This window comes from Streptomyces fractus (assembly GCF_049844455.1).
Taxonomy (GTDB): domain Bacteria; phylum Actinomycetota; class Actinomycetes; order Streptomycetales; family Streptomycetaceae; genus Streptomyces; species Streptomyces fractus.
Genome location: NZ_JBMYHI010000002.1, coordinates 194,177 through 210,001 on the forward strand (window position 1 = coordinate 194,177; position 15,825 = coordinate 210,001).

The 15,825-nt window shown below is 71.3% G+C and carries 15 protein-coding genes; 5 read left to right on the forward strand and 10 right to left on the reverse strand.

The features are described 5' to 3' along the window. Position 1: 1 nt before the first annotated feature. Both ACP4E5_RS02960 and ACP4E5_RS02965 read right to left on the reverse strand, forming a co-directional pair. On the reverse strand, positions 2–1,810 hold the full coding sequence (locus tag ACP4E5_RS02960) for a sugar phosphate isomerase/epimerase and 4-hydroxyphenylpyruvate domain-containing protein (protein WP_425825107.1): 1,809 nt from the start codon (positions 1,808–1,810) through the stop codon (positions 2–4). 112 nt (positions 1,811–1,922) lie between these two features. After that, on the reverse strand, positions 1,923–2,837 hold the full coding sequence (locus tag ACP4E5_RS02965; RefSeq protein WP_425825108.1) for a shikimate dehydrogenase: 915 nt from the start codon (positions 2,835–2,837) through the stop codon (positions 1,923–1,925). Between the two features lie 123 nt (positions 2,838–2,960). Here ACP4E5_RS02965 and ACP4E5_RS02970 point away from each other — a divergent pair, with 123 nt between their 5' ends. Further along, a complete protein-coding gene (locus ACP4E5_RS02970) occupies positions 2,961–3,626 on the forward strand; it encodes a TetR/AcrR family transcriptional regulator (RefSeq protein ID WP_425825109.1) in 666 nt (221 codons plus the stop codon). Between the two features lie 150 nt (positions 3,627–3,776). After that, positions 3,777–5,135, forward strand: coding sequence for an MFS transporter (locus ACP4E5_RS02975; protein ID WP_425825110.1), 1,359 nt, complete (start codon positions 3,777–3,779; stop codon positions 5,133–5,135). 24 nt (positions 5,136–5,159) lie between these two features. On the opposite strand, the gene ACP4E5_RS02980 is transcribed toward ACP4E5_RS02975, so the two are convergent. Beyond that, positions 5,160–5,462 (reverse strand): YkvA family protein, encoded by a 303-nt coding sequence (locus ACP4E5_RS02980; RefSeq protein WP_425825111.1) that lies wholly within the window; start codon positions 5,460–5,462, stop codon positions 5,160–5,162. Positions 5,463–5,605: 143 nt separating this feature from the next. Here ACP4E5_RS02980 and ACP4E5_RS02985 point away from each other — a divergent pair, with 143 nt between their 5' ends. Then, positions 5,606–5,776, forward strand: coding sequence for a hypothetical protein (locus tag ACP4E5_RS02985; RefSeq protein WP_425825112.1), 171 nt, complete (start codon positions 5,606–5,608; stop codon positions 5,774–5,776). Positions 5,777–5,805: 29 nt separating this feature from the next. Here the strand turns inward: ACP4E5_RS02985 and ACP4E5_RS02990 are convergent, their stop codons facing one another. Next, on the reverse strand, positions 5,806–6,306 hold the full coding sequence (locus tag ACP4E5_RS02990) for a DUF5709 domain-containing protein (RefSeq protein ID WP_425825113.1): 501 nt from the start codon (positions 6,304–6,306) through the stop codon (positions 5,806–5,808). Positions 6,307–6,708: 402 nt separating this feature from the next. Between ACP4E5_RS02990 and ACP4E5_RS02995 the strand changes: the two genes are divergently transcribed. Beyond that, entirely contained in the window at positions 6,709–7,011 is a 303-nt protein-coding gene (locus ACP4E5_RS02995; RefSeq protein WP_425825114.1) for a Ser-Thr-rich GPI-anchored membrane family protein, read from the forward strand. Here the strand turns inward: ACP4E5_RS02995 and ACP4E5_RS03000 are convergent. Continuing rightward, the gene (locus ACP4E5_RS03000) at positions 6,986–8,212 is read right to left on the reverse strand and encodes an MFS transporter (RefSeq protein WP_425825115.1); all 1,227 of its coding nucleotides are present in this window, start codon (positions 8,210–8,212) and stop codon (positions 6,986–6,988) included. The two genes, ACP4E5_RS02995 and ACP4E5_RS03000, sit on opposite strands and share 26 nt — an antisense overlap. A gap of 71 nt (positions 8,213–8,283) precedes the next feature. On the opposite strand from ACP4E5_RS03000, the gene ACP4E5_RS03005 reads away from it, so the two are divergent. Then, positions 8,284–9,054, forward strand: coding sequence for an AraC family transcriptional regulator (locus ACP4E5_RS03005; RefSeq protein WP_425825116.1), 771 nt, complete (start codon positions 8,284–8,286; stop codon positions 9,052–9,054). 15 nt (positions 9,055–9,069) lie between these two features. Here ACP4E5_RS03005 and ACP4E5_RS03010 read toward each other — a convergent pair whose 3' ends face one another. The 5 genes from ACP4E5_RS03010 to ACP4E5_RS03030 all read right to left on the reverse strand — a co-directional run bounded on the left by ACP4E5_RS03010 (position 9,070) and on the right by ACP4E5_RS03030 (position 15,817). After that, on the reverse strand, positions 9,070–9,408 hold the full coding sequence (locus ACP4E5_RS03010; protein ID WP_425825117.1) for a hypothetical protein: 339 nt from the start codon (positions 9,406–9,408) through the stop codon (positions 9,070–9,072). Beyond that, entirely contained in the window at positions 9,405–11,099 is a 1,695-nt protein-coding gene (ctaD, locus tag ACP4E5_RS03015) for an aa3-type cytochrome oxidase subunit I (protein WP_425825118.1), read from the reverse strand. Before ctaD ends, ACP4E5_RS03010 begins: the two co-directional genes overlap by 4 nt. A gap of 25 nt (positions 11,100–11,124) precedes the next feature. Further along, the gene (locus ACP4E5_RS03020) at positions 11,125–12,198 is read right to left on the reverse strand and encodes an IS110 family RNA-guided transposase (RefSeq protein ID WP_425824813.1); all 1,074 of its coding nucleotides are present in this window, start codon (positions 12,196–12,198) and stop codon (positions 11,125–11,127) included. A 407-nt stretch (positions 12,199–12,605) separates the two neighbouring features. Further along, positions 12,606–15,347 (reverse strand): FUSC family protein, encoded by a 2,742-nt coding sequence (locus ACP4E5_RS03025; RefSeq protein WP_425825119.1) that lies wholly within the window; start codon positions 15,345–15,347, stop codon positions 12,606–12,608. After that, a complete protein-coding gene (locus tag ACP4E5_RS03030) occupies positions 15,344–15,817 on the reverse strand; it encodes a MarR family winged helix-turn-helix transcriptional regulator (protein ID WP_425825120.1) in 474 nt (157 codons plus the stop codon). Before ACP4E5_RS03030 ends, ACP4E5_RS03025 begins: the two co-directional genes overlap by 4 nt. Positions 15,818–15,825 lie beyond the last annotated feature (8 nt).

Consider the following 15,825-nt stretch of genomic DNA (forward strand, 5'->3'; position numbering starts at 1 on the left):
CCTAGTTCGGCGCGTGCTGCGCCGCGAGCCGCACCGGGGCGTTCTGCGCGCCGTATCCCTGGTAGCCGTCCTCGCGCTGGGTCAGCTCGAAGAACACGCGGCCGACGGTGCGGGTGTAGCAGTGGCGGAAGGTGCCGTGGGCGTCGCGGTCGTAGAGGATGCCGAGTTCCTGGTACGTCTCCAGCTCGCCGGGGGCGAACTCGAAGCGCGCCGCGAGGTCGTCGTAGTAGTTGCCCGGCATCGGCAGCAGTTCCCCGCCCGCCGCGCGGAACCGGCGGGCGGCCGCGACGACGTCGCTGGTGGCGAGGGCGATGTGCTGGGCGCGGTCCTGGTCCTCGCCGGGTCCGGGGCCCGCGCCGAGGGCGATGCGGACGGCGCCGTCGGCGGTGGCGACGGCGCGGCTGCGCAGCAGTCCGTACGGGTCGGCGACGTCGACGCTCGCCCGCGGTTCGAGGCCGAGGACGCTGCGGTGGAACAGGGCGGCCTCGTCGAACTGGTGCCAGGGCTGGGTGAGCTGGAGGTGGTCGACGCCGGTGATGTCGGTCTCGGCGGGCCGCTCCCCCGTCGGCTCGAAGTCCCGGATCCAGCTGGGGAGTTCGGGGCGGTCGGTGGCGCAGAAGAAGAGTTCCGTGCCGTCGGGTGCGGCGACCGCGTCGAGGAGTACGTCGCCGGTTCCGCGGCGGCGCGGGAGGACCGGGGCGAGCAGGGCCTCGGCGCGGCGGGCGGCGGCGGCCGGGTCGGGGGACTCCAGGCCGACGGCGGCGAGGACGGTGCCGTCGCGGCGGGCGGCGGGCCCGGTGTTGAGCAGTACGCGGGCCTCGCCCTGCTCCCACAGGTCGACCGGCTTGCCGCGGTGGCGGCCCGTGCGGGTGAAGCCGAGGGCGGCGAGGAGGTCGGCGGCCGGGGCGACGTCGGGGGTGACGAGTTCCGTGAAGGCGACGCCGGTGGGCACGACGGGCGCGGGCAACTCGCCCTCCGCCACGACATCCTTGACGCCCACGGCCTCCTGGAGGGCGAGCAGGGAGCGCAGCGCGTCCACGGCGGCGGGCCCCGCCTCGGCCTGCCGGAACACGTCGTTGAAGATCTCAAGGGACAGCGGCCCCCGGTACCCGGCGCGCAGGACGTGCCGCAGCAGGCCCGAGACGTCGAGGTCGCCCTGGCCGGGGAAGCAGCGGTAGTGGCGGCTCCACCGCAGGACGTCCATGTCGAGCAGCGGCGCGTCGGCGAGCTGGAGGAAGAAGATCTTGTCGCCGGGGATGTCCTCGATGCCTTCGAGGGCCTTGCCCTCGGTGCCGCGGGCGAGGATGTGGAAGCTGTCGAGGCAGGTGCCGAGCGCCGGGTGGTCGGCGGCCTCGATGATGCGCCAGGCGTGGTCGTACGTGTTGACGTGCCGGCCCCAGGCGAGCGCCTCGTAGGCGACGCGGACGCCGAAGTCGCTTGCCCGCTCGGCGAGTTGGCGGAGCTGGTCGGCGGCGAGCGCGTCGTCGCCGACGGAGAGCGGCGAGACGCTGGAGCAGACGAGCACGGTGTCGGTGCCGAGGCGCTGCATGAGCCGGAACTTGTGCTCGGCGCGCCGCAGGTTCTGCGCGAACACGTCGTCGGGCACGCCCTCCATGTCGCGCATCGGCTGGTACAGGTCGATGCTCAGGCCGAGGTCGGCGCAGCGGTCGCGGACCTCTTCGGGGGTCAGGGGGCTGGCGAGCAGGTCGTTCTCGAAGATCTCGACGCCGTCGAAGCCCGCACGGGCGGCGGCGGTGAGCTTCTCGGTGAGTGATCCGCTGAGCGAGACGGTGGCGATGGAGGTACGCACGGTGCTCCTTCCGGAGGGGGCGGGGCGGCGGGGCGGGCGGGGGCGGGGGTTTAAAGATCGGGGCTCTGCCCCGTACCCCGCTGCTCAACCGCCGCAGGGGCTTGATATGGCTTCAATTGCTGCGGGGGCTTGATGCGACTGCTCGCAGTGTCGCCTCCGCGCCCGCCAGTTCGGCGAAGTGGGTGAGCATTCGGGCGGCGTCCGGCTCGCGCCCGGTGAAGAGGCGGAACGCGTCGACGGCCTGGAAGACGGCCATGCCGCCGCCGTCGAGGACGGCGCAGCCCAGGCCGCGTGCGGTGCGCACGAGTTCGGTCTCGAGCGGCCGGTAGACGACCTCGGCGACCCACAGACCGGGGTGCAGCAGCTCGGCGGGGAACGGGAGGCCGGGGTGGGCGGCCATGCCGGTGGGGGTGGCGTGCACGATGCCGTCGGCCTCGGCGAGGTGTGCGGGAAGGCGGTCCGGGGTGGCGGGCACCGCGCGGCCCTCGCCGAAGTGCCGGTTCAGGGAGTCGGCGAGGGCGGCGGCCCGCTCCGGCAGCGCGTCGACGAGCACGATGCGGCCTGCGCCCAGGGTGAGCACCGCGTGGGCGACGGCGGCGCCCGCTCCCCCGGCGCCGAGCTGGACGACGCGCTCCATGCGGGCCTCGGGCAGCCCGCGCGCGAAGGAGGCGGCGAAGCCGGTGACATCGGTGTTGTGGCCGATGGCGCGACCCCCGTCGAAGACCACCGTGTTGACCGCGCCGAGCGCCGCGGCCTGCGGCGACAGTTCGTCGAGGTGCTCGATGGCGAGCTGCTTGCAGGGGTGCGTGATGTTCAGCCCGTCGAATCCGACGGTGCGGGCGGCCCGCAGCAACTCCCCCACGTCCTGGGGCCGTACGCCGAGTTCACCGATGTCGAGGCGCCGGTACAGATACCGCAGGCCCTGCCGGTCGGCCTCCCGTTCGTGCAGGGCCGGGGAGAGCGAGGGGCCGATGCCTTCGCCGATCAGACCGACGAGATAAGAGTCCTGAGGGGCGTCCTGCGGCACGGGGTCCTCCTGGCCGAACGGAAAGCTAATGTACGAACTGGTTCGTTACTCATATCAAGCCCGGCACCCATCTGTGAAGAGACTCATCGGAACGGGACGCCGCACGGCTCCTACAATCACCGGATGACCACTGTCGAAGAGCCGGCGCCACGCGCGGGGCGCATCCGCGACGCGGCCCGCACCAAGGCCGAGATCCTCAAGGTCGCGACGGAGGAGTTCGCCCGCGCCGGGTACACGGGCGCCCGCGTCGACGAGATCGCGGCCCGCACCCGCACCACGAAGCGGATGATCTACTACTACTTCGGCGGCAAGGAGCAGTTGTTCACGGCCGTCCTGGAGCGCAGCTACGCGGTGATCCGGCACGCCGAGCGGGACCTCGACGTCGAGGACCTCGACCCGGTCGCCGCGATCCGCCGGCTCGCCGAGCTGACCTTCGACCACCACGAGCAGCACCCGGACTTCATCCGCCTGGTGAGCATCGAGAACATCCACGACGCCGAGCACATCACGGCGTCGGAGACCATAGGCTCGCTCAACTCGCCCGCGATCGACGTGATCGGCCGGATCCTGGAGGCGGGCCGCGCCGAGGGTCTCTTCACGGCGGACGTGGACGCGGTGGATCTGCACGCGATGATCAGCTCGTTCTGCTTCTTCCGCGTCTCCAACCGGCATACGTTCGGCGCCCTGTTCGGCCGCGACCTGACGGCGAAGGACCGCCGCGAGCACTACCGCACGATGCTGGGCGACATGGTGATCGCGTACCTGACGGCGGACGGCGGCAAGCCCTGATCGGCACGTACGTCCTCGTCGCGACCTCTTGACAGGCGGGAAACACGGGCGCAACATCGCTGGCCATCTGCTACTAACTATCCAGTGGGTTAATTAATCCGGCCGATCCCGGTCCGCCGGATTGATCCGCCCAGCCCTCAAGGAGCCCGCGTGTCCGTCCCCCCAGCATCACCGCGCGCACCACAGGGCCAGCCCCGCAAGGCGGCATTCGCCGCCTGGAGCGGCAGCGCCCTCGAGTACTACGACTTCTTCATCTACGGCAGCGCCGCCGCGCTCGTCTTCCCGAAGGTGTTCTTCGACGAGTCGAATCCGGCGGACGCCACCCTGCTCTCGCTCGCCACGTTCGGCGTCGCGTATGCCGCGCGACCCGTCGGCGCGTTCTTCCTCGGCCACATCGGCGACCGCCTGGGCCGCCGCAAGATCATGGTGTTCACGGTGGTCCTGATGGGCCTGTCGACGTTCCTGATCGGCTGTCTGCCCACCCGCGAACAGGTCGGCGGATTCGCCCCGTTGCTGCTCGTGCTGTGCCGGATCCTCCAGGGCATCTCGGCTGCCGGTGAGCAGTCCAGCGCCGGATCGATGACCCTGGAACACGCGCCGGAGGACCGGCGATCGTACTTCACGAGTTTCACGCTCAGCGGGACCCAGGCCGGGCAACTGCTCGCCACCGTCGTCTTCCTGCCGATCGCGGCGCTGCCCGAGGACCAACTCCTGTCCTGGGGCTGGCGCGTTCCGTTCTGGCTGAGCCTCTTCGTCGCCGTCGCCGGCTACATCATCCGGCGTTCGTTGAACGAGACCCCCGAGTTCGCCCGCAAGGCCGAGTCCGGCGAGGTCGCCAAGATGCCGCTCGCGGTGCTCTTCCGCGAGCACTGGGTGGACGTGCTGCGCGTGATCGGGGGCGCGATGGTCGCCTCCGTGTCGACGATCTTCACCGTGTGGGCCCTCTCGTACGCGACGGGCGACGCGGTCGGCATGGACCGCTCCGCCATGCTGTGGGTCGGCGCGCTCGCCAACCTCGTGGCGCTCGCCGCGATCCCGCTGTGGGCGCGCCTCGCCGACCGCATCGGCCGCCGCCCCGTCTTCCTGGCGGGCGCCGCGGGCAGCGCACTGCTGATGTTCGGCTACCTGTGGGCGATCTCCACGGGCTCGTACGCGCTGACCTTCGTGCTCGGCATCCTGGCCTTCGGTGTCGTCTACAGCGCGGCCAACGCCGTGTGGCCGGCCTTCTACGGCGAGATGTTCCCCACCCGCGTACGGCTTTCCGGGATGGCGATCGGCACGCAGATCGGCTTCGCCATCTCCGGTTTCGCGGTGACGTTCGCTGCGCAGATCGCGGGCCCTGGCGGCGACGACTGGGGCGCCGTGGCCCTGTTCACGGCGGCGCTGTGCGTGCCGCCGGTCATCGCGGGGCTCACGGCCCGCGAGACGGCGAAGGTGCCGACCGCGCGGCTGGGCGAGCGGGGCGCCGACGCCTCCGTGCTGGGGGACGCGCCGGGCGCGACGGTCTGAGGCGCTCGTCGCCGGCGCCGGGCCTCACGGAGTGGGGGTCCGGCGCTCTCCTGTGCCGATGCCCGCCTTGTACGCGGCGCCGTGGAGCATCTTCAGGGCCACCAGCAGCACCCCGATGTCGTCGAGGTAGATCGGGTCGGGCAGCAGGTCGATCGGGGAGATCGTGTAGACGACCGCGGCCCAGAACAGCGCCTTGTTGTGCAGCGGTACACCGGCGTCGAGGAGCAGCCGGCGCGCCTTGAACACCCGGACCAGGAGCACCGCGGCGGCCACCAGCATCGCAAGTGCCGCGAGTGCGACGAGAACGATCCACGCGGTGCTGTCCATGCCGGTCCCCCTGGGGCGAAAGAACGAGTCGTCCCAGGCTAGAGGGTGCGGGACGCAGCCTCCCCCACGTGCGACGCACGGCTCGCCGGGCGAGGATGTGACCCGAACACACAAGCGGGGGTCGTGAGGAGGAGGGGCCGACAGTGCTGATCTTCGTGGCCATGATCCTTGGAGGGATCGGCGTGGTCTGCATAGGCATCACGGCGCGGCGGATGGTGACCGGTGACGTCGCACTCGGGCCGCCGCTCCTGGCGCTGGCGACGGCGTTCGCCGCGGCCGCGCTCATGCTGACGGCGACGGCACTCGGCCGGTGACCTGACCCGGGCCCCGGCCCGTACGGACCTCAGAACTCGTCGTCGTCCACGACGTGCACGGCGGCCTCCTCGGCCGACGCCGCTCCCCCGCCGTAACCGGCGTCCCGGGCCAGCATGTCCTTCTCGGCGTCCTCGTGGGCGCCCTCGTCCGGTGCGATCAGGCGGCCCGCGCGCGACGTGCCCACCTCTGAGTCCAGTGGCTCGCCGTCGCCGTCGCGCAGATCGCCCACGCCGTCGCCGTCCTCCTCGCCGGACTCCAGCGCCTCGTACGCGTCGATGACAGGATCGGGCCGCTCCTCCGCGAGGCGCTCGTCGAGCGTCTCGCCCGCTTGGCGCTCCGCCGCCGTGTTGCCGCTGTGCTCGACGGCCAGCGGGCGCTCGGGCGGCGACCACCCCTCGTCGTACGGGTCGACGCCACGATCGTTCAGGGTGTCCTCGATCTCGAGAATGCCCTCGTTCTCTCGCAGGTCAGGGCCCGAGGGCTGATACACCTCGTCGCCCATGGCCGAGTCGTCGCTGCGCTCGGTCATGCCGCGTCACCTCGTCTCGTGGTCCGTGTCACATATCCAGCGTGCACCAGTACGCGCCGCCCGGCCGCTTCGGGGGGCCTCGCGCGCGCGTGCGAGGATGCGCCCGCGGGCCGGGCCTGTCGCGCCGACACGGCTGGTTCGGGGACAGATTCGTCCCTCGTGGGGTGGGGGTGGCGGCCGAATGCTTGAGTCGAGCCGCGATTGAGGGAAGAGAACCCTCTGTCCGATTCCGTAACTCTGAGTTCAATCGTGTTCGCCTTACGTATCCGAATCTGGTCCTGTGTCCGGATTCGTGTCCGTATTTGTTCGCAATCCATCCCATCGATCCGACGGAACGAGGTCGTCGCATGCGCCGCACCGGATTCCTCTCTCGCTGCCGCCCCACTCCTGGCCTTCGCGCCCATGGCCGAGCCGGCCCAGGCCGGGGCCCTGACCGTCACGGAGCCCGCCGCGAACTCCGTGCACGCCTCGGGCGCCAGCATGTTCGTCACCTGGAACAACCCCACCGGCCAGAAGCTCGACATGTGGCTCGTGCGGGGCGACGCGGCCCGCGTGGTGCAGCTCGCGTCGCGGCTCACCGCGGCACCCCGCAGCGAGGCGTCCACCGTCCTGCCGAACGTGCCGGACGGCGACGGGTACGCGATCGAGCTCGTGAGCCGCGACGGCGATGAGCGCGGCTTCAGCCCCTCGTTCTCGGTGGGCTGACCTCGTCCCGCGCCTCCGCCCGCGCGGGCAGCGGCAGTACCCCGACGACGAGCCCGGCGGCCGCCGCGACCATGCCCGTGACCACGACGCCCGGCCAGCCGCCCGCGCCCCACGCCACGGTGCCGACCAGCGAGCCCAGCGCGATCCCGAGGAAGCGCAGCGTGAAGTACACCGTGTTGAGGCGGCTGTGCACGGCCGGGTCGAGGGTGAACAGGACGGTCTGGCAGACCGCCTGACCGCCCCACACGCCGACGTCGAGCACGATGACGCCCACGACGAGCGCCACGAGCGAGCCGCCCCCGGCAGGCAGCATGACCAGCCAGCCGACCAGCACGAGCGCGGTCAGCAGGGCGATCGCCCGCCGCCTGCCGAGCCGTTCCGCGCCGCGGCCCGCGTACGGAGAGGCGAGCGCGCTCACCGCCGCGACGAGGCCGAACATCCCGGCGGCCGTCGACCCGAGCCCGTACGTCTCCGTGACCAGGAACGTCAGCGCGGTCCAGAACGCGCCGAAGGCGATCCCCACCAGCGCCCCGGACACCACGACCCGCGCCACGAGCGGATGCCGGGCGAGGCCGGGCAGCGAGGCGAGCACCGTCCTGTACGAGGCGGGGGCCCGCCCCGGCGCCCTGGGCAGCCGGCGGGCGAGCACGCCCACGAGCGCAAGCGTGAGCAGGCAGGACGCGACGTACACGGTGCGCCATCCGGCGATCTCGGCGAGGGCGCCCGCGTACGCGCGCGAGGCGAGCACCCCGACGAGCAGGCCACCCTGCACCGCGCCGACGGTGCGCCCGCGGCCCGGCCCGCCCTCGCCCTCGCCCGCGTCGGCCAGGGCGACGGCGAGCGGGGTGATCAGTTGCGGCACCGGCGAGCACAGCCCGACGACGAAGCTCGCCACCGCGAGGAAGGCCACCGACGGGGCGAGGGCGCAGGCCGCGAGGGCGACGGAGGAGGCCGAGCCGAGGGCAAGGACGATGCGGCGCCGGTCGTGGCTGTCACCGGCCGGGACGACCAGGAGGATGCCCAGCGCGTAGCCGAGCTGGGTGGCGGTCGGCACCGCGCCGAGCGCGTCGGGGGACGTGCCGAGGGATGCGGCGACGGCGCCGAGGATCGGCTGGCACAGGTAGACGTTCGCGGCGGTCACGGCGCAGGTGACCGCGAGGAGGACCGTCAGGGCTCGGGTTCTGGGAGGTGCGGCGTTCACATACCGCGACGTTAGGGCGCCGGACGATGGCACACTTTCGTGGTCGAGCCAATACCTGTCGAGAGTGCGCCATGTACGGAAAGAGCGAGGACCGCGACGACTACCAGGACGTGCCGCGGCCCCTGGCGGCGATGGCGCGTGACCTGGCCGACGGGCATCACATCCCGCCGCACCACCACCGCCGCGCGCAGCTGATCTACGGCACCACGGGCGCCATCACCGTCACCACCGGGCACGGCACCTGGGTCGTCCCCGCCACCCGCGGCGCCTGGATCCCGGGCGGGCTCACCCACGCGATGACCTGCGCGGGAGCCGTGGCCATGCGCACCCTGTACATCGCCACCGACACGGCCGTGCGCCTGCCCGACGCACCCACCGTCGTCTCGGTCTCCCCGCTCCTTCGGGAGCTGATCGACGAGGCGACCCGCATCCCGGTGGAGTACGACCGCGCGGGCCGTGACGGCGTCCTGATGGACCTGCTGCTGCACGAGCTCGCCCCGCATCCGGTGCCCGCGCTGCACCTGCCGACACCGAAGGACGCGCATCTCGACGCCCTGTGCGCGGCGATCCGGGAGCGGCCCGGCGAGCGCTGGACGACGGGGCAGGCGGCCGCCCACGCGCATCTCAGCGCGCGCAGTCTTCAGCGTCGGTTCGCCGCCGCTACGGGAATGAGCCTGGCCCGCTGGGTTCAGCAGGCCAGGCTCATCCACGCGGTGACGCTGCTCGCCAGGGGCGTGCCCGTCACGACGGTCTCCGGCGCGGTCGGCTACGCGACGCCCAGCGCGTTCACGGCGATGTTCCGCCGGGCGCTGGGCACGCGGCCGACCGCGTACTTCACCTGAGCACGTCCCCGTACGTCACTTGAGGGCGACCAGCGACGCCAGGCCCATCAGGCCGACGAGGACGCCGCCACAGATGCCGACGCAGCGCGCCTTCAGGCGCTCGTAGCGCTTCTCGTACTCGGTGCGCAGCTCCGCGGCGCGCGCCACGATCTGGCCGAGCGCCGCCCGGTGGAAGACGAGGCGCTCCTCGACGAAGACGCGGTGCACCTCCTCGCGTTGCGCCCCGGTGAGCCATTCGAGCCGGTCGGTGAACGCCTCGGCCTGCGTATGGGCCTCGGTGACCTTCGAGTTCCACAGCAGATAGCCCTCCATCTGCTGGATTCCCGCGCTCACGTCGTGCTCGGTGCTGCTCATGCGGACGCGTCCTCGTGCCGGTTCTCGGCCTGGTCGAGGGCGGCGACACCGGGATGGTGCAGGTCGAAGGCCGGGGACTCGGAGCGGACGCGGGGCAGCGTGACGAAGTTGTGCCGCGGCGGCGGGCAGGACGTCGCCCACTCCAGCGAACGGCCGTAACCCCACGGGTCGTCGACCTCGACCTTCTTGCCGTACTTGCCGGTCTTCCACACGTTGTAGAGGAACGGCAGCATCGACAGGCCCAGCAGGAACGCGGAGATCGACGAGATCGTGTTCAGCGCGGTGAAGCCGTCGGCCGCCAGGTAGTCCGCGTAACGACGCGGCATGCCCTCGACGCCCAGCCAGTGTTGCACCAAGAACGTGCCGTGGAAGCCGACGAACAGCGTCCAGAAGGTGATCTTGCCGAGACGCTCGTCGAGCATCTTGCCGGTCATCTTCGGCCACCAGAAGTGGAACCCGGCGAACATCGCGAAGACGACGGTGCCGAACACCACGTAGTGGAAGTGCGCCACCACGAAGTACGAGTCGGAGATATGGAAGTCCAGCGGCGGCGCGGCCAGGATGACGCCAGTCAGGCCGCCGAACAGGAAGGTCACGAGGAAGCCGACCGACCACAGCATCGGTGTCTCGAAGGACAACGATCCCTTCCACATCGTTCCGATCCAGTTGAAGAACTTCACGCCTGTCGGCACGGCGATGAGGAACGTCATGAAGGAGAAGAACGGCAGCAACACACCGCCGGTGACGTACATGTGGTGCGCCCACACCGTGATGGACAGACCGGCGATCGCGATCGTGGCGCCCACCAGGCCCGAGTAGCCGAAGATCGGCTTGCGGGAGAAGACCGGGATCACTTCGGAGACGATGCCGAAGAACGGCAGGGCGATGATGTACACCTCCGGGTGTCCGAAGAACCAGAAGAGGTGCTGCCACAGCAGCGCGCCGCCGTTCGCGGCATCGAATACATGGGCACCGAACTTGCGGTCCGCCTCCAGGGCGAACAGCGCGGCGGCGAGGACCGGGAAGGCCAGCAGGACCAGCACACCGGTCAGCAGCACGTTCCACGTGAAGATCGGCATGCGGAACATCGTCATGCCGGGCATGCGCATGCAGATGATGGTGGTGATGAAGTTGACCGAGCCGAGGATCGTGCCGAAGCCGGAGAAGGCCAGGCCCATGATGCCCATGTCGGCGCCGATGCTGGTGGTGTGGATCGCGTCCGACAGCGGCGCGTACATGAACCAGCCGAAGTCGGGGCCGCCCTGTGGGGTGAGCAGTGCGCCGGCCGCGATGAGCGAGCCGAACAGGTACAGCCAGTAGGCGAACATGTTCAGCCGCGGGAACGCGACGTCGGGGGCACCGATCTGGAGCGGCATGATCCAGTTCGCGAAGCCGGAGAACAGCGGCGTCGCGAACATGAGGAGCATGATCAGGCCGTGCATCGTGAAGGCCTGGTTGAACTGTTCGTTCGACAGGATCTGCATGCCGGGGCGGGCCAGTTCGGCGCGCATGAAGAGCGCCATGATGCCACCGACGCAGAAGAACGCGAACGACGTGATCAGATACAGCGAGCCGATCGTCTTGTGGTCAGTGGTGGTGAGCCACTTGATCACCACGGCACCGGGCTGCCGCGCGTGGGCGGCCTCCGAATCCGGTGCCTCGGCGCTCGCGGCGCTCTCCAGGGACGTCATCAGGTAGTCGCTTCCTTGGACTCTCCTATGATGCGCAAGTCGATGGGGGTGGGCTGTCGGCTCTGTTGAGATGGCGGTAGATCTGGCGTGCGAGATAGCGCTTTAGGCTCCGCCGAATCTCCTTGCTGGTGCGGCCTTCAGCGGTCCGGCGTTCGACGTATGCGCGGGTGTCGGAGTCGTGGATCATGCGGCTGACTGTGGCCATGTGCAGGGCTCGGTTCAGGCGTCTGTCTCCACCGCGGTTGAGTCGGTGGCGCACGGTGTTCCCCGAGGAGGCAGGGATCGGGTTCACGCCGGCCAGGCAGGCGAAGGCGGCTTCGGAACGCACCCGCCCGTGGTGGGACCAGGCCGTCATCACGACAGCTGCGGTGACGGGCCCGATCCCGGGTTTGTCCAGCAGCCCCGCGGCCGGCGTTGCCCGCACCAACGCTGTCATCGACTTCACGTTGGCGCTCAGTTCCTCGTCGAGGGCGACGATGCGCTTGGCCAGGCGCATGGCTTCCGCCCGAGCAGCCATCGCTGCGACAGGCTCTTCGCGGGTGCGCCAGCGGGAGATTTCGAGAATTTGCCGACCGTTTAGTGCCCGACGCCCATCGATGCCGAGGTCCACGGCCCGGACCAATGCGTTCAGCGCGTTGACGTGCGCGGTCCGCTCGTCAGTCATCTGGTCTCTGGCAGTCACCAGAACGCGTAACGCGGCGCGTTCTCCCTCGTCGGCGCGAGGGTGGCGCAGCTCGTGCTCCTCGAGCGGGAGCGCGGCCTCGGCCATGCGCCGTGCGTCGATCGGGTCGGACTTGCCCTTGCCGCGATGTACCCCCATCCGAGGTGCTTCGATGACCTGGTAGCCGGCGTCGGCGACGGTGCGGGCGAACTGAGCGCCGTAGGTCGCGATGCATTCCATGACCCATAGTGCGGTGAGGTCGCCGCCGGTGCGGCGAGCGGCCCAGGCAACCGCCCGGGTCATGCCGGATCTGCTGGTGGGAAACTCGGCCGTATCGAGCAGTTCGCCGGTCGGGGCGGCCAGGACGACCAGGACATGGTTGCGGGCGTGGGTGTCTACGCCGATGACGTACGGGTGGCTGTGCGCGACGATCGTCACGGTGGTCGGGTGCCTTTCCCTCCGGGGACCAACGGTTCGGCCGCTGACGGCCGGCGTCGGTCTGGGTGAGAGTCACTCCGGGCCAGGACTGTGACGGGCCACGCCGTGAACGGCGGGCAATCTCCTGATCAGGACACCGAGGTGGGCCAGAGCGGCGTCGGCTCCCACCACGTCGGACAAGTCCATGCGAAGGCACCTTCTGAGGGCCACCGTTGACAAGAGTCACGACACGGCGGGACGACCGACACCACCCTGGCAGCCGATCCCAGACCGGCCACCCCGAGTCTCACAACCGTTGTCAGACAGGACACGACCACGACTAGCGGACGTCCGCGCGGGAAGCGGGGACACGCGCGCCCGCGCGTCCCCGGTTCCCTCGAATGCAGCAGCGAGCCGTCAGTGCGGCATCAGTGCGACAGTCGGATGTCGTGCTGTACGACGCCCAACGTGTCCTCCACGCTGATCAGTTCGGCCCGCGGCGTGTGCTGCGACGCGGAGATCACCAGGGTGTGGGTGCCCGTGGGCAGCCCCTCAACCGTGTAACTCCCCTGGTTCACCGCGGCCTTGGCGAGCCGCTTGCCGCGGGCGCTGATCACGGTGATCCAGGCGGGGCAGCCCGCGGGGTGCTCGGCGCACTGCACGCGGCCGGTGACGCGGGCGCGGCCCACGGGCGTCGGTTCACGGCGCTGCTCGGGAGCGTGCGCCTGCGGCGTCGGCGTCAGCTTCGGCTTGGGCGCGGGGGCCGGCCGAGGCTGCGTATGCGTCTGCACCTGTGCCTGCGGTTCCGGCCGCGGTTCACCCCAGGCCGCCATCACGGCGCGGGTGCGGCGCTGCATCGGCGACGCGGGCCGCTGCGCGGCACCGTTCCCGGTGGCGACGGGCAGGCCCGCCTGCTCGGCGTAGGCGGCCAACGTCTCGTCCAGGGCGTCGAGTTCGCGCAGCGCGGTGTGCAGGCGCTGGGCGCGCTGCCCGGAGCCGGCCGGGGCCAGTTCGGAGCGCAGCTCCCTCAGGAGCGGGCTCACCCTGCGGTACGTGCCCTCGGGCTCGCCCGTCGCGAAGAACCGGTCGAGTTCCTTGAGGGACGCGGTGACCGTGGCGGTGACGAGGCGGGCGCGTTCGACGAGCCGCGGCGGCAGGTCCACGTCTATGTCGGCGGCCGAGGCCAGGGCGCGTGCGTGGCCCGTGGCGGAGGTCAGCAGGGCGACGCGGTGCTCGGCCGCCGGTCCGCTGACACCGACCGGCATGCGCACGAGCGGCTTGGCGACGGCCTGCACCTGGAGCAGCGCTGCGTCCACGGCGCGGGCGGCGCCGCGCAGTCGCACCGGGGTGTCGGGCTGTGTCCAGCGCTGCTCGACCTGCGCGATGACCTGGGCGAGTACGTCGACGTAGCCGCGCTCGGCCTCCTGGACGACGGTGCGGCGGGCCAGCGGGAAGATCAGCGCGGCGCAGGCGGTGGCGACGAGGACGCCGATGCCGTTGTCCAGGAGCCGCTCGCCGAGGAGGTGGTCCATGCCGCTCTCGGGCGTGCTCATCGCGTAGAGCTGGCACAGGGCGACGACGAGGCCGACGACCCAGCAGGCGTAGGCGCGGGCCATGCCCCAGGCACCGAAGGTGAGTCCGGCGACGATGACCGTGAGCGTCCAATAGACGTGGCCCTGGCCGATGAGGTGGACGAGGAGGATGCCGAGGACGGCGCCGACGACGGTGCCGACCATGCGGTGCCCGAACTTCCGCAGGCGCTCATGGGTGGTGTTGGTGCCGAACAGCGTGATCATCACGCCGACCAGGCCCCAGTAGAAGCGGCCGGGGTCGATGGCGTCCGAGATCGGGACGACGATCGCGGCGGCCACGGCGGCGTGCGCGGGGACACGGATGAACGGGATGACGCGGCGCCAGCCGGACTCCGTGGTGCCCGCGAGCACGCGGCGGGTGGGGCCCGCGGAGCCGGGCAGCCGGTTGTTCTCCAGGGTCACGGTCGGCTTGAACGGCACGTCGGCCTTGCCCGCGACGGCGCTCGCGCCGAGGGCGAGCCAGTTGTGCAGGGCGCGGGCGAGGGAGTCGAGGAGGTGGCCCACGCGGCGCGCGAGGACGGCGGCCTCCACGTCGTCGGCGGAGGCTGACGGGTCGGACAGGACCGCCTCGGCCCGCTCCTGGATGTGGGCGGCGGCCGGCTGGAGGCCCTCGGCCTCGCGTATCGGGGTGTCGCGGGCGAGCACGAGGCCCACGGCGAGTGCCTCGCGCAGCTGCTCGGGAACGGGCAGCCGGGTCAGCTCCTGGACGGCCTGGCCGATGCCGCGCAGCGCCAGCTCGGCGTCGAAGAGGTGCCGGTGCAGCAGCTCGGCGGCGTCCGGGTCGGCGGCGACCTCGGGCTGGGCGAGGCGACCGTCGATCGTCACGGTGGTGATGTTCAGGCGGCGCAGCGAGCGGTCCATGCGGCGCACGGCCCGCTCCTGGTCGGCGTCGGGGTCGACGGCGTCCACGGCGGCGTCGGCGACGCGCCGCGCCTCGACGACGAACGCGCGCTGGGTGCGCAGCAGGTCCTCGCGGGGCATCGGGTAGCACAGCAGCAGCCGTGTCACGAGGACGGCGGCGGCGGACACCAGGGCGACCGCGAACGCCTTGCCGACGAGCGCCACGGGGATGCCCGCGAGCATGCCGACCATCATGCCGTTGAACAGCATCATGCCGGTGACCAGCGGAATGGCCCCGAACCTGGCGAGCAGGAAGGTCACGGCAAGAGCCGCGATCATGAGCACCATCTGCGGCACTCGCTCGCCGTTCATGGTGGCGCACACCCACAGCGCGGCGGTGTACGGGAACGGCATCCACAGGATGGCGCGGGCGAGGCGGTCCCACGTGTTCTCGGCGACCGCGAAGGCGCTCATCAGGCCCATCATCCCGGCGACCATCATGCCGATCATGTCGGGGATGCCGAGCGCCTCGGCCATCGCGTAGCCGACGGTGAGCGCGGTCACCATCGCGACGAGGGTGCGCCAGCCGGTCTGCAGCTGACCGAGTCCGGGGTCGGCCGCGAGGACCCAGTCCCACCATCTGCGGGGCCCGGCCACGCGGTGGGGTGCGAGGTCGACTCCGGGAGGAGCGTCGTTCGCGGCGGCGTGCTGGTCCGGCAAGGTGCCCGGGGTGGTCAACTGGCCTCCGATTCGATGGCGTTCAACAGGGTGGCAAGCGCATCCCGCGCGGTGGACACCGCGCGCTCCGGGTCGTCCACGGCGCCGCCCTCGAGCGCGCCGAGCAGGGCGGCGGCCATCCGCTGCCGTCCCGTTTCGAGCAAGGCGCGGCCCGCGGGTGTGAGCGAGGTCTCGACGGCGCGCCGGTCGTCCTCGCAGCGCCGCCGCTCGACGAGCCCGGCCTCCCCCAGCTTCTGGAGGAGCACGGTGACCCGCGGCTGCGCCATACCGGTACGGGCGGCGAGCCCGGTCACCCGGCACGGCCCGTCCTCCAGCGCGTCGAGCAGAGCGACCTGGCTCCGCGTGAGCCCGAACTCGCCTTCCCTGAACAGGGACTGACCGAGCTGGGCGATCCCCCGCAGGAGCCCTCGGGCCGCGCCCTCGATGCGCTGGGCCTCGGTGGCGCCGACGGACTCCGGAGATAGATGCATATAGAAAG